The 13,029-nt window shown below is 43.9% G+C and carries 15 protein-coding genes; 7 read left to right on the top strand and 8 right to left on the bottom strand.

The features are described 5' to 3' along the window. Positions 1-27 precede the first annotated feature (27 nt). Positions 28-972: a quinolinate synthase NadA gene (gene nadA / locus BMX82_RS05155; RefSeq protein WP_091766636.1), complete on the bottom strand. Its 945-nt coding sequence runs from the start codon at positions 970-972 to the stop codon at positions 28-30. 413 nt (positions 973-1,385) lie between these two features. Here nadA and BMX82_RS05160 point away from each other — a divergent pair, with 413 nt between their 5' ends. The 4 genes from BMX82_RS05160 (at position 1,386) to BMX82_RS05175 (ending at position 3,996) form a co-directional block, all read left to right on the top strand. Next, positions 1,386-1,919, top strand: coding sequence for an RNA methyltransferase (locus tag BMX82_RS05160; protein WP_091766640.1), 534 nt, complete (start codon positions 1,386-1,388; stop codon positions 1,917-1,919). A 71-nt stretch (positions 1,920-1,990) separates the two neighbouring features. Then, positions 1,991-2,668 (top strand): RNA polymerase sigma factor, encoded by a 678-nt coding sequence (locus BMX82_RS05165; protein WP_091766643.1) that lies wholly within the window; start codon positions 1,991-1,993, stop codon positions 2,666-2,668. Between the two features lie 4 nt (positions 2,669-2,672). After that, positions 2,673-3,101 carry a DUF6108 family protein gene (locus BMX82_RS05170; protein WP_143058319.1) on the top strand — a complete coding sequence of 143 codons (429 nt, stop codon included), beginning with the start codon at positions 2,673-2,675 and terminating at the stop codon, positions 3,099-3,101. A 16-nt stretch (positions 3,102-3,117) separates the two neighbouring features. After that, entirely contained in the window at positions 3,118-3,996 is an 879-nt protein-coding gene (locus tag BMX82_RS05175) for a hypothetical protein (RefSeq protein ID WP_091766649.1), read from the top strand. Positions 3,997-4,047: 51 nt separating this feature from the next. Here the strand turns inward: BMX82_RS05175 and BMX82_RS05180 are convergent, their stop codons facing one another. The 4 genes from BMX82_RS05180 to BMX82_RS05195 all read right to left on the bottom strand — a co-directional run bounded on the left by BMX82_RS05180 (position 4,048) and on the right by BMX82_RS05195 (position 6,780). Next, on the bottom strand, positions 4,048-4,782 hold the full coding sequence (locus BMX82_RS05180; RefSeq protein WP_091766652.1) for a DUF4377 domain-containing protein: 735 nt from the start codon (positions 4,780-4,782) through the stop codon (positions 4,048-4,050). Between the two features lie 170 nt (positions 4,783-4,952). Further along, complete coding sequence (rd, locus tag BMX82_RS05185; RefSeq protein ID WP_081911042.1) at positions 4,953-5,111, bottom strand: rubredoxin; 159 nt, start codon at positions 5,109-5,111, stop codon at positions 4,953-4,955. A gap of 9 nt (positions 5,112-5,120) precedes the next feature. Beyond that, entirely contained in the window at positions 5,121-6,173 is a 1,053-nt protein-coding gene (locus BMX82_RS05190) for a glycosyltransferase family 9 protein (RefSeq protein ID WP_036910818.1), read from the bottom strand. A gap of 4 nt (positions 6,174-6,177) precedes the next feature. Then, a complete protein-coding gene (locus BMX82_RS05195) occupies positions 6,178-6,780 on the bottom strand; it encodes a DUF4254 domain-containing protein (protein WP_036910820.1) in 603 nt (200 codons plus the stop codon). Between the two features lie 279 nt (positions 6,781-7,059). On the opposite strand from BMX82_RS05195, the gene BMX82_RS05205 reads away from it, so the two are divergent. The 3 genes from BMX82_RS05205 to rnc all read left to right on the top strand — a co-directional run bounded on the left by BMX82_RS05205 (position 7,060) and on the right by rnc (position 9,654). Further along, positions 7,060-7,296 (top strand): acyl carrier protein, encoded by a 237-nt coding sequence (locus tag BMX82_RS05205; RefSeq protein WP_036910822.1) that lies wholly within the window; start codon positions 7,060-7,062, stop codon positions 7,294-7,296. A gap of 65 nt (positions 7,297-7,361) precedes the next feature. Then, the gene (gene fabF / locus BMX82_RS05210) at positions 7,362-8,624 is read left to right on the top strand and encodes a beta-ketoacyl-ACP synthase II (protein WP_036910824.1); all 1,263 of its coding nucleotides are present in this window, start codon (positions 7,362-7,364) and stop codon (positions 8,622-8,624) included. Continuing rightward, positions 8,614-9,654, top strand: a complete 1,041-nt coding sequence (rnc, locus tag BMX82_RS05215) for a ribonuclease III (RefSeq protein WP_091766658.1) — start codon at positions 8,614-8,616, stop codon at positions 9,652-9,654. The genes fabF and rnc overlap by 11 nt, the downstream gene beginning before the upstream one ends. Positions 9,655-9,726: 72 nt before the next feature. On the opposite strand, the gene BMX82_RS12875 is transcribed toward rnc, so the two are convergent. The 3 genes from BMX82_RS12875 to BMX82_RS05225 are packed head-to-tail and all read right to left on the bottom strand — an operon-like array spanning position 9,727 to position 13,022. Continuing rightward, positions 9,727-9,948: a hypothetical protein gene (locus BMX82_RS12875; protein WP_143058320.1), complete on the bottom strand. Its 222-nt coding sequence runs from the start codon at positions 9,946-9,948 to the stop codon at positions 9,727-9,729. Further along, on the bottom strand, positions 9,938-10,768 hold the full coding sequence (locus tag BMX82_RS05220; protein WP_091766661.1) for a TlpA family protein disulfide reductase: 831 nt from the start codon (positions 10,766-10,768) through the stop codon (positions 9,938-9,940). Before BMX82_RS05220 ends, BMX82_RS12875 begins: the two co-directional genes overlap by 11 nt. A 19-nt stretch (positions 10,769-10,787) precedes the next feature. After that, positions 10,788-13,022, bottom strand: coding sequence for a hypothetical protein (locus BMX82_RS05225; protein ID WP_143058321.1), 2,235 nt, complete (start codon positions 13,020-13,022; stop codon positions 10,788-10,790). Positions 13,023-13,029 lie beyond the last annotated feature (7 nt).

Consider the following 13,029-nt stretch of genomic DNA (forward strand, 5'->3'; position numbering starts at 1 on the left):
ATTAGGAGAGGAAAAGAAGAATATTCATCAGCTAAGTTCAAGCATCTTATTGATAGGTTTAACTGCTTCTTTAGCTATTTCTGAATCAATCTCTATCTGCGGACTTTCGTTTTTCAAACAATTATATACTTTTTCGAGTGTATTGAGTTTCATATACTGACACTCATTACAACTGCATTCAAGACCACTCTCACTAATTTCAGGAGGAACTGGGATAAACTGCTTATCAGGACAAGTTCGTTGCATCTCATGCAGAATACCAGCCTCTGTAGCTACGATAAACTGCTTCTTATCACTCTGCTGAGCATATTTCAACATGGTAGCTGTCGATCCCTTTACCTCTGCTACAGCCAATACAGGAGCTTTACACTCTAAATGAGCCATTACAACAGCTTCAGGATATTTTGCTTTTAATTCTAATATATTGGAAACAGAAAAGCGTTCATGTACATGACAACCACCATTCCAAAGCAACATCTGACGGCCTGTTACCTCATTAATATAATTGCCTAAGTTATAGTCAGGACCGAAAATAAGTTTGGCATCCTTTGGTAATTGATCAACAACTTTCTTAGCATTACCACTTGTCACCACTACGTCAGTCAGTGCTTTTACAGCAGCTGTCGTATTCACATAACTGATAACCTGATAACCAGGATGCTCTTCTTTGAATTTCTTAAGATCTTCAGCCTTACAACTATCAGCCAATGAACAGCCAGCTTCTAAGTCAGGACATAGTACCATCTTGTCTGGTGAGAGCAACTTACATGTCTCCGCCATGAAGTGAACACCACACATCACCATAGCCTTTGCATCAGTCTCTGCTGCTTTACGAGCCAAGGCCAGTGAGTCACCTACAAAGTCAGCAATATCCTGAATGTCTCCTATTGTGTAATAGTGAGCCAGAATAATAGCATCCTTTTCTTTGCAAAGTCTGCGAATCTCTGCTTTCAAATCCTCAGTTTTCAACATCACAATATATTTATCTTTCTTTTTTTATTTATAATTAAAAAGAGAATAAGTAGTATGATATGCCGTTAATATCTTGATAACTTTTTATGCCTTTTCTTGTATAGTAAGTTATTCACTCATAACTAGTCATTATTAACTACTTATGTGAATTCTTATTGCTTGATAATGAATACCTAACACAGTTTATCCACATTTCTCAATTTTGGTGCAAAATTAATAAGTTTATATCTTTTTTCAGCAAAAAACGGTGGAAATCTTTAGAATTTCCCTCTAATAAACTTGTGGATATCCCCTTAGTCACCTTCCTATGAGTTAATTCTGTGGATAATAAACATAGTTTTCCACATAGTTATCAACAGTTTTTCAACAATTATTTGGATTTTTGCTCACTTAGTGTTAACTTTGCATCCAAGATGAAGAAATTACGTACAATAGAAATGGAGCGCTTGTCTGTCGATGAGTTCAAACAGGCAGACAAGATATCATTAATAGTAGTGCTCGACGATGTACGTTCGATGCATAATGTAGGTAGTGTGTTTCGCACTGGTGATGCTTTCCGTATAGAAGGTATCTATTTGTGTGGTATTACTTCTACACCTCCTATGGCTGAGATTCATAAAACTGCTCTTGGTGCAGAGGATAGTGTAAACTGGAAATATTTCGAAAAAGCTACGGAGGCTGTTGAAGCTTTGAAGTCTGAAGGTTATGAGGTTTATTCAGTAGAGCAGGCTCACGGATCAACCAAGTTACAATCATTTGTACCTTCTATAAATAAAAAGTATGCTGTTATTTTAGGCAATGAGGTAAAAGGTGTTCACCAAGAGGTAATTGACACTTCTGACGGATGTCTGGAAATACCACAATTTGGCACTAAACATTCTATGAACGTTTCTGTAACGGCAGGTATTATTATTTGGCACTTTGCTAAGACTCTCTTAAATCTTTAGAAAAAAAATTATTCTTTTGTGTCACAAATTAGATATTGTTGCGTATATAGGATAAAAAGTAACACGAAAGAATGACAACAGAGGAGTTTCAATACAACGCCGAAGTATTAAGGCAGCAACTGGTTAGTATAGCCCGTAGATACGTTGGGAATACTGACGAGGCTGAGGATGTTGCTCAGGATGCAATGGTAAAGCTTTGGCTGATGCACGACAAGCTTGTTGCTCCAATAGGTGGAATAGCCAGTGTACTGACTCGAAACCTCTGTATAGACAATCTGCGTAGAAAACATGCTACTGTCGATATATCAAGATTGCCTGAAGAAGAAGATTTCAGCGATGATGGTGAACAGATAGAGCAAATGCTTCAAATTATCGACACACTTCCCTCTACACAGCGTACTATACTCAAGATGCGACATCTGCAGGGGATGGAGATGAGGGAGATAGCTATGGTACTTGGCTCTTCTGAAGTTGCGGTACGCAAAACACTCAGTCGTGCTCGTTCGATGGTAAGAAAACGCCTCATGGCTCTTCTTGCTGCTGCCTGTATCATTGGGGCGGTTTCTATGGTAGCTGTTCATTGGAATCTTATTGGAGGAGGAGAAGAATATGTGGCCTATGTCTATGGTAAGAAGTATACTGATAAGACCATAGTATTACAGGAAATGAATCACGCTATAAGTGAAATCACAGAGGACAATCCCCAGAACGAAATAGAAAGTCAGTTAAATGAATTATTTAGAGAGTAATAATATGAGACGAGTTATTTTTGTCATAATCATGTGGCTCTCATTAGTAGCTACAGTAAAGGCTCAAAGTGGCCTGAGTATTTCTCCTCTTTTCGAGGGAAAGATTATCCCTCAGGAACATTTGGTGGAGACGAGAGTCAAAGGAAGGGCACTGAGCAAGTATCAGCTCACATTCTTCCGTAGTGTGCGCTTCAGTACGACAGATTCCAAAGAGTTTCGTCGTATCAGAAGTCTTGTAGAGCAAGATCAGCAGCGTAGTATCAGCAGCCAGAGTCAGAAACGTAATGGGGTGGAGACCATCATGCTACAACTGCCAAAAGAGAATGGTCAAAATCGTTTTCTGTGCTTTAAGGGTCAGAAAACCGAGATAACGGTAATTTATATGGAAGGCTCGCTTTCCTCGTTTGATACATTAAAAAATATATTGAAATAATTAAAGACATAAGAATATGAAAAAGTTATTATTATTTTTATTACTGGCTAATACAATTACAGCCAATGCTCAAGAAAAGAATGACACATTGACCATTCTTAAGCCTCAGAAAGTACGTATTATCACAGGTGACTCTATTCAGAAAATTAAGGTTTATGGCAGGGAGAACGATAATAGGTACACCTATGAGAATACCATACAGCTGGTAGACTCAAATTACGTAAGTTCTGTCGATATCAATAAAGATAAATGGAACTTCGATTTTATGAGAAAACACAGCAAGGATACAGGTTATCCTTTAGAGCGCAATATTCTTCATACGTATCTTGGTTTTGGTCTGTGTCAGGGTGTTGGAGCCAACTATAATGGTTCAATATCTATGGGCAGTTCTTGGGAAATCTCGTGGACCATCTTTGACTGTGAGAAATTTGGCTATGGCAAGCGTAGTGGCTACTCTTATGGATTTGGTCTTAATTGGCGTAATTATCGTATAGACAATCGCAGCCGTTTTGTCAAGCTCGACGATGGTAAGCTTACTCAGCAGAATTTACCTGAAGGTTATGAGAATGATTTCTCACGTATTAAAGTGTTCAGTTTGAATATACCCGTCATGTATCGCTATCGTGGTGATAAGGTAAGTTTCGGACTGGGTCCTGTTTTCAACTTCAATACTTATGCCAGCATCAAGAACAGATATCGCGATGCTGATGGAAAGAAACATAAGGAACTCTATAAACACATTCATCAACGTCCTGTAACAGTTGATATCATGGCAAGTGTAAAATTCATAAATTGGGTTAGCATCTATGTTAAATACTCACCCATGACACTCTTCAGTTCGACCTACGGTGATGATATCAATTTCCATCCATTATCAATAGGTATTATTTTATAAAGGTGAAAATTTTTAAGGTGCCATCTCATTTTCTGAGGTGGCACTTTTATTTTAATACTTTGAAAGATACTCTTCGTCTGTTGTGGCAATAACAATGCTGTCGTTGGGTAATTCTTCTGAGCTGAGTAGTTCCAGCAGTCTAATACGATAGTTGTGATTGCGATAAATGGGACGATCAGATGGTGTAATACTAAGTCGCATTCTGCATTTGTAGGTGTTGAATTGCTGAGTTGTTTCATTAAAAGTGCGAAAAGACTCAAAATCTGAACCAATAATCTCATTAAGACCCATATCGAGTGTTTCACTACCATCTATAGCTCTTCCACAAAGAAAGTAATAGCCAGCAGAAGAATGTTCGTCTGGTGTCTGCATAAGTACCCTCTGCACGTCCATCGTTACCTCGTGACAGCCTTCTGTACGTATTCCTACATATTCTTTGCTTAATATTTTTTTTAAAGCATAGGTATGACTTGGACAATCAACTATATTCGGATCGGTGGTCGTCGCATTTAATAATAACTTATAACGATAGCCTTCTTCATAGGTAAAGCCATTGATTTCGTTAACTGAAAAAGCATCCATGCGCTTACCTGTGTCGTCGACTGCTTCCATCGCGAGTACTGAAGTAGCCCAAAAAGTGGAACTGAAAATATATTCCGGCTCAATAGTCACTTCCATAGTGGTGGTTTTTGGTTTCCATTTTCCAGGATCGTCATCATCTAGTGAACAGGCTGTCAGACTAGTTGTCAGTAGCATCATTATTAACATTTTTATTTTCATCATCATACTATTTTATGGTTGTATGTCTATGAATATAACTGTCAACCCATAAATATACTGCACGCCGACTTTTATAATTATGATTCTTTAAGAAATAAGACAAATAGCTGATAGTTACTAGTTTAGTAAAAAGTGTAAATAGGGGTGCGCAGTGATGCGCGCCCCTATTAGATTCATTACTCAGGCTTGAAATTTTCCTTGCCTACGCCACAAATGGGGCATACCCAATCATCGGGAATGTCTTCAAACGCTGTTCCAGGGGCGATACCACCATCAGGATCTCCTACTGCGGGGTCGTAAATGTAACCGCAAACTTGGCAAACGTACTTCATAATCGTAAGTGTTTAGTTATTAATAAGGGTTAATATTCTCTCAACAATCCGTTCTGGCGGAATGTTTTGTAGACAAGCATAGTCGCCACGTTGGCAAGGCTTGTTACCAAAGATGCTGCACGGGCGACATTCAAGGTCAAGTTGTATGGCGTTATCCATATTCTGGTTGAATCCTAAGAATCCTGCCATCGGATGGGTGGCTCCCCAGACACTGACTACGGGAATACCCGTCAGTGAAGCCAGATGCATATTTGCAGAGTCCATCGAGAGCATGGTGTCGAGGTGACTCATCAGGATAAGTTCCTGATACATTCCCTCACAATATCTGCCAACTGCGAGGCATTGGCGATACTGGGCTGTCCAAAGCGGGAAGTATTTATCTTCGTCTTCACCTCTTCCGAAAAGGAAGATACGAAGGTTGGGCACTTGTTGTATGAGCTGGAAAATGACCTGTTCCATCAGTTTTGGCGGATAGATCTTACCTTGATGAGCTGCAAAAGGAGCAATGCCAACCCACTTCTCAAAACTCTTTCTGGGACCAATCTCCTTAGGTAGCAGATTTAGATTTCCGCCCTCTTCTGGGAAGATGCTCTTGAATTTTCTGATATCGATAGGATATCCTAGACGAGTAAATACATCAGCATAATTCTCAAATGATGTGGGAAGTTGTTTGCGTACCTTATTCCTGTAGGAAGTGAGTTTTCTACGCTGATGCTTGTGCTTGTTCACATGCTCTACGCGATAGCGCCCCAAATTGAAGCGCATGCGCAGATAGTCGGAGCGAAGCACACTATGTAGGTCGGCCACCTTAGTAAACTGCTTGGCCACAAGTCTTCTATAGAGCGCATTCAATCCTCTCACACCGTGGTACTCCTTTTTCAGATCGGCCTCCATGAAATTCACGTTAGGGGCCAAATCGTCAAAGAGCGGACGGGCAAATTTCTTGCTGAGCACCGTAATGCGGATATCAGGGTACTGGGTAGCCAGCGCCCATACCACAGGTACAGTCATTGCCACGTCGCCAAGTGCAGAGAATCGTATGACTAATATATGCTCTTTCTTCACCTTATTACTTTTTATAAAGTATAGGATTCGTAGAGGGGTCGTTGTACATCTTCATCTGGCGATACACCTTCATATACTTACGTCCAGCCTCGATATCGTCGAGCAACTGGTCGATGGCCAGTGAGAGATCTTTTTGCTGTTCAAGAAGTACATCGAGTTTAGCTTTGCATCGTGCCACATGCTCAGCGTCAGCATCCTTTCGGTCTACCTGTTCTTGCATATGGTATATCTTCAGGGCCAGAATGCTCAGTCTGTCTATTGCCCATGCTGGACTTTCTGTGTTCAGGCGGGCATTTTTCTGAGGAACCACATTACTATAGTGCTGACGGAACCAAGAGTCTATCTCTTCTACCAAATCAGTACGATCCTGATTACTACGGTCTATGCGACGCTTCAGCGCAAGTGCTTCCACAGGGTCAATGTGAGGATCACGGATAATATCCTCGTAGTGCCACTGCACGGTATCAATCCAGCACTTCAGATAAAGACTGTGTTCAATGCTGTCTTTCTGATACGGGTTCTTAATCGGGGTATTGACGTCATCTGTAAGATGATAGTCAATTATAGCCCGATTGAAAATAGGGTTGGCTTGTTCTGTAAATGACATTATTAAATCGTTTTATGCTGCAAAACTAAAGAAAGTTTTTCAAATAGCCAACTAAAAGTGAAGATTTTCATCAAATTTTGCACATTTCTTATAAAGAGAGGTGGAAAAAGGGCCGATTTATGCACAAACACCCCCATTGTGTGCAAAAGAAAGTCAGTTTTTCTTAAAAAAATTTGCGTAAGTGAAAGAAAATGTGTTACTTTGCACCCGATTTCGGCGAAAACGCCGTAAAATTTCAAGATAGCAAATTCATTATTAACATTTTAAAGTATTACAATTATGTCAGAAATTGAAAGCAAAGTAAAGGCTATTATCGTAGACAAACTCGGTGTTGATGAAGCAGAAGTAAAGGCTGAGGCCAGCTTCACTAACGATCTGGGCGCAGACTCACTGGATACCGTTGAGCTGATTATGGAGTTCGAGAAGGAGTTTGGTATCTCTATTCCCGATGATAAGGCAGAGAAGATCGGTACCGTTGGTGACGCTATCGCTTACATCGAGGAGAACGCTAATTAATATAAATTAAATATGTATAGGTTGCTCCTTATGTTTATGGGGCAACCTATACTTTTTTTCAGCTTATGGAATTAAAAAGAGTAGTTGTAACAGGTTTGGGAGCCGTTACTCCCGTCGGCAACACTCCTGAAGAGATGTGGAATAACCTGCTCAATGGAGTAAGCGGAGCCGCACCTATTACAAGTTTCGATACAACTTTATTCAAGACAAAATTTGCTTGTGAGGTTAAGAACCTCAACGTCAACGACTATCTCGACCGCAAAGAGGCTCGTAAGATGGACCGCTATACCCAGTTGGCCATGATTGCTGCCAAGCAGGCAGTTGAGGATAGTAAGATGGATTTGGAGGCTGAAGACAAGAACCGCATTGGTGTTGTCTTTGGTGTTGGTATTGGTGGAATTAAGACCTTCGAGGACGAGGTGAAGTACTATGGCGTACACGAAGCCGATGGTCCTAAGTTCAATCCGTTCTTCATTCCGAAGATGATTGCCGACATCGCTGCTGGTCAGATCTCTATCATGTACGGTTTCCACGGTCCCAACTATATTACGGCTTCTGCCTGTGCTTCTTCTTCTAACGCACTGGCTGATGCATTCAACCTGATTCGTTTGGGTAAGGCTAATGCTATCGTTGCTGGTGGTGCTGAGGCAGCTATCTGCGCTACAGGTGTTGGTGGTTTCAACGCCATGCACGCCCTTTCTACCCGTAACGATGAGCCCGAGAAGGCCAGCCGTCCGTTCAGCGCTAGCCGTGACGGATTCATCATGGCTGAAGGTTCTGGCTGCTTGATTCTTGAGGAACTGGAGCATGCTAAGGCTCGTGGTGCTAAGATCTATGCAGAGATGATTGGTGCCGGCATGAGTGCTGATGCTCACCATATCACCGCCTCTCACCCTGAGGGTCTGGGTGCTAAGCTCGTAATGCAGAACGCTCTCGACGATGCTCAGCTGAAGCCAGAGGACATCGACTATATCAATGTTCATGGTACTTCAACTCATGTTGGTGATATCTCTGAGGCCAAGGCTATCAAGGAGGTATTTGGCGATGCAGCTTTCAAGCTCAACATTTCTTCTACAAAGTCAATGACTGGTCACCTGCTGGGTGCAGCTGGCGCTGTAGAGGCTATGGTTACCGTATTGGCTGTACAGAACGATATCGTTCCTCCCACCATCAACCATGAAGATGGCGATGAGGATCCCGAGATCGACTACAACCTGAATTTCACATTCAACAAGGCTCAGAAGCGTCAGGTACGTGCTGGTCTCAGCAATACTTTCGGCTTTGGTGGTCATAATGCTTGTGTGGTATTCAAGAAGTATGAAGCTTAAAGACATTATCGATAGAATAAAGCTCCCTTTCCGCGAGGAGAAGGAGCTTTTTTCTTCTTTATATGCTATACTGGGATTTTATCCACGTAACATCGAGTATTACAAGCAGGCGCTGATGCACAAAAGCATCCGTAAGCGCAACGAAAAGGGTAAGCCACTCAATAACGAGCGACTTGAGTTTCTAGGTGATGCCATACTCGATGCTGCAGTAGGAGACATTGTCTATCGCCATTACGAGGGCAAGCGTGAGGGATTCCTTACCAATACGCGTTCTAAACTCGTCTCACGCGATACTTTAGGTAAGCTGGCCAACGAGATGGGACTGGGCAGTCTGCTGCTTTCAGCGGGCCATAGTACGTCGCATAACAGTTATGTCGAGGGTAATGCCTTCGAGGCGTTGGTTGGAGCCATCTATCTTGATCGCGGCTACGATGCCTGCCTTGAGTTTTTCCAGAATCGCATCTTAGGTAAATATATTAATATCGACAAGGTTGCCTTCAAGGAAGTCAACTTCAAGTCGAAGCTTTTGGAATGGAGCCAGAAAAACCGTGTGCGCTTGGAGTTCCGCATGCTCAAGCAGAAGCAGGATGAGAATGGTAGTCCTATTTTCTGTTTCCAAGTAGTACTTGAAGGTATAGAGGGTGAACGTGGCACAGGTTATTCAAAAAAAGAGGCTCAGCAGTTGGCAGCTAAGGAAACCCTTCAGCGCTTGAAGCGCGAGCCCCAGTTTGTGGAGTCCATCTTCCAAGCCAAGACCAATCGCACCAAGATGGAAGAAGAGCCTGCGATGGCTGTACCTGATACAGAACAACCTGAAGATTTCATCATTGAGCAGCCTGTTGATACGAGCAAAGAGGCTCCAGAGGCAATAGCCGATGAGTCTGCTACTAAGTCGCCAAAACGCTCTCGCAAGAAGAAGTCAGAAACGCCCGTCGACGATGAGTTCGATCTTTCCGACATCTCTCACAAAGAGAAGTCGCGTGAGGACATCATAGCCGAAGCTGAGGCTGCTGCTTTTGCTGAAGCATAAATACAATAAAGATGCCATCCAAAAACTCAGGATGGCATCTTTATTATTTATTGGTGACTCATTTGTTTCTGATTACTCGGAAGTTGAACGTCTGGGCACCCATGAGCCCCGTACCGTCGATAGCCTCGACAAGGCTAGTGTCTGTCTGTCCATGAGATAGGCCTTGAACCACATGTCCTCGCCCGTCTCGTAGATGTCCTTATTAGGAGATACAGCAGGTCCTTGGTTTGGGCGTGTAGGATTCCGACTATAGTAGATAATAATAATGTTGAAAACAATTTCATTACTTCTCAAACATGTCTGGAGTGAAGTAGAGATCGAAAGTGTCGGGGTCGTCCATCATCCATTGTATAATCTTGCCCTCGGAGTTGATAAGTATATAGGTGGGAACGCCCAATACTCCATAGCTGGCACCAACACCGTTTTTATCATCAGCGTCAAAAACGTGTAACCACGGTAGTTCATACTTATCTACGGTTGTACGCCACTTGTCTTGTTTGTCGTGACAGGCAATGCCAAGTATTTCTAACTTGTCGCAATGCTGCTCATAAATAGTCTTCAGGTGGGGAAACGACTTGATACAAGGACCGCACCACGAAGCCCAGAAGTCGAGCAACACATGCTTGCCACGAAGCGATGACAGCGTAATCTGCTGACCATTGATGTCCTCGAGCGTAAAGTCCTTCGCCTCTTCACCGATAACGATACTCTTACCTATCTTCGTCATGAACGAGTCGACTTCTTCTATACCAGCAGCGTAGTAATCATAGAGCGGCTTCATCAGTCCCGTCTTTGCCCTTTCTGTCAGAACTGACAGGCATTTCTTGTTGTTGATAGCACCATTGAGCTGGCGCATCAGAAACACAGAACCGTCACTGTCGGGGTGGCTTAGCACATAGTCCACGATAGTGCGATACTTCACGGGTGCCTCTTTGATACCCTCTACTACGGCTTCTGCCTCTTGTATCTGTAAGAAGGTGGGCGACGATTTACTAACAGTAATGGAGTCAAGGACTTCATAACCACACTTGAGAACGATGGTTGTGTCAGCTTCTTGTGCTGACACCGTCAGTATAGAGATAGCTGACAATAGTGTTAGAATGGTCTTCTTCATTTTGCTTTTTGATTATGGTTTATTTGTTTCTAATCACTCGGAAGTTGAACGTCTGAGTACCCATGAGCCCTGTGCCGTCGATGGCTTCGACGATGCCGATAAACTCGGTGTTGACGTCTGAAACCATGAAGGAGATGTCGGCTTTGCCGTCTTCGTCCGTCAGTATGGCAGGCTTCCATTGCAATGTGTTTCTGGGATCAGGTATAGTGGGGGAGAGCTCAATGGGATCGGGTTCGTAGAACTCTTTTTTCGGATGATAGCCCTCTGCCGCACACATCCTGAACATATTCAGCAGCTCTTCTTTAGAAAACTGAGGCGCATGGAATATAAGAGGACCACTTTTGCATGCAACATTCCATATTTTTCCGCCATGTTCTTCATACAAGACCTTATTGTACCTCTCACCTCGTTTGGGTAACAGGCGTTTTCCATCACAAATGGAATAATAAAGTGGCGAGTGGAGCCCATAACCCAGATAGTTGTTAAGCCATCTTGCACCATTATGTTCGCAGGCCCAAGCGCCAGTTGACAAGATGTAGAGACTGTCGAGGTATTCCAACACCTTATCGTAGTGGACGATGTTCCGCTTGCCTTTCACATGGACGTCTTTCAACATGAATGTTCCAAAGCCGTCGGAAACATACTTTCCTTCATAGTAGCTCTTTGGGAGACGGTTAAGTGGCAGATATCTCTGCCTACCTTTCAGATAATTGTTAATGCTATCGAACGGGTTTTCAAGCAACAGGCTTGCTTTAGGCTTCTTTACCAAAGGCTGCAAATAGAATGAGCCGCGCATCTGATCCATCAATATCGGGCCGATAACAAATCTGCCTATAGAGTCTGACACCACGACATTGGTATCGCCCTCAGCGGTAAAAGCCTTAAGTATCTGCGGTCGTCCTGCCCTGTCCAAGCCTTTCAGTCCATCGCTCAGCAGCGGTTTCGCTTTTGTGGGCTCCCTGTCCCATACATACCGTCGCCATCCCTGCGTCATCAGCAGCAGGTCGAGGGCCTGCAGCCGGTCTTCGTTCCGCTCGTCGAAGTAGTAGGTAGGATTGAATACGTTTCCCCTGATCTGTTCCGAGAGGAAGCAGTGCGACAGAATGTTCTCATGGCCTGGCTGATAGAGGTAATCCTTGTCGAAGATGCTCACCGCCATCTCGGCCCTGACGGGTTCCCCCTCAGGCCCTGTCACCTGAAGACTCACCCGTCCCTTGTCGCGACGGTTATACTGCAGCCGGTCTGTCTTTGCGTTGATGCTCAGCCGCTGCTTAGGGTTCACATACACCAGCCGTTCTGCCACAGGCATCTGGCTCTCGCCGACCATCAGCGTGATCTGTACGATACCCTGCAGCGGGAACTTCTCAACGGGCAGCTGCACCTTCTTCTGCCTCTTCACCGTGCCTGTAGCGCTACAGCATGGTATACCGTTCATCTTAGCCATGATCGTAAAGGGATGGGCGACGCTGTCAGTCGAGGACACCAGTAGGGTGATGCCCGCCTTGTTGTTTCTTATCGAGCGCATCGTGATGCCCGTTGGTTTGATGTCCGGGATCGTGTATGATCGTCCGTCGCTTAACACGATCCTGTATTCCTTTCCCCTTATCGGTGTCACGGTAAATATCCCCATGCCGTCGTGCATGCTCCTGAAGGCAGCGATTTGCCTTCCGTTCTCTGTCAGCCGTCCCGCCACCTCCTCTGGCATTCCATCACCGTAGGTGGCTTTGAATGCCACCACGGTGTTGATGCCATCGATCAGATAGCCCCCTTCCGGGAAGAGATCGAATCTGTGTTTTTCCGTGAGCCTTTCGATAGAATCCCGCTTCACGGCATCTGAAGATATGGAGTCCATTTGTGTCACCCTTTCCACCACCCTGATGCGCCTTGGTCGGATGGCTATTGTACTGTCAGAAGTGAACGACGATCGTGTGTAGCCCTCAATGAAGTACTCCTTTTTCTGCCAGGCTTCATTGATATAGACATGTCCGTCGCCTCGTCCGTTTTTGAGCGGAAACTTCCCGCTCCACACGACGTCTCCATTTTCGCTTCTGAGTTGTAGGAATAGGGTCTGACTCTGGTCCGACAAGGCTAGTGTCTGTCTGTCCATGAGATAGGCCTTGAACCACATGTCCTCGCCCGTTTCGTAGATGTCCTTATTAGGAAACAGGTACAGCAGGTCGGTCTGCGTAAGTGCATTGTCACCCCTGCTCAGCAGCGCCATGCTACTGATAATAATGGTTAGTAATAATCTCATAAGTTAG

Origin of the sequence: Prevotella sp. khp7 (assembly GCF_900109055.1) — a bacterium.
Lineage (GTDB): Bacteria > Bacteroidota > Bacteroidia > Bacteroidales > Bacteroidaceae > Prevotella.

Coding starts and splice junctions, on each gene's coding strand:
- BMX82_RS05180 (WP_091766652.1), bottom strand. CDS start 4,782: ATGATGATGAAAATAAAAATGTTAATAATGATGCTACTGACAACTAGT.
- rnc (WP_091766658.1), top strand. CDS start 8,614: ATGAAGCTTAAAGACATTATCGATAGAATAAAGCTCCCTTTCCGCGAG.
- BMX82_RS05205 (WP_036910822.1), top strand. CDS start 7,060: ATGTCAGAAATTGAAAGCAAAGTAAAGGCTATTATCGTAGACAAACTC.
- BMX82_RS05160 (WP_091766640.1), top strand. CDS start 1,386: ATGAAGAAATTACGTACAATAGAAATGGAGCGCTTGTCTGTCGATGAG.
- BMX82_RS05225 (WP_143058321.1), bottom strand. CDS start 13,022: ATGAGATTATTACTAACCATTATTATCAGTAGCATGGCGCTGCTGAGC.
- BMX82_RS05170 (WP_143058319.1), top strand. CDS start 2,673: ATGAGACGAGTTATTTTTGTCATAATCATGTGGCTCTCATTAGTAGCT.
- BMX82_RS05195 (WP_036910820.1), bottom strand. CDS start 6,780: ATGTCATTTACAGAACAAGCCAACCCTATTTTCAATCGGGCTATAATT.
- BMX82_RS05220 (WP_091766661.1), bottom strand. CDS start 10,768: ATGAAGAAGACCATTCTAACACTATTGTCAGCTATCTCTATACTGACG.
- nadA (WP_091766636.1), bottom strand. CDS start 972: ATGTTGAAAACTGAGGATTTGAAAGCAGAGATTCGCAGACTTTGCAAA.
- BMX82_RS05165 (WP_091766643.1), top strand. CDS start 1,991: ATGACAACAGAGGAGTTTCAATACAACGCCGAAGTATTAAGGCAGCAA.
- fabF (WP_036910824.1), top strand. CDS start 7,362: ATGGAATTAAAAAGAGTAGTTGTAACAGGTTTGGGAGCCGTTACTCCC.
- BMX82_RS05175 (WP_091766649.1), top strand. CDS start 3,118: ATGAAAAAGTTATTATTATTTTTATTACTGGCTAATACAATTACAGCC.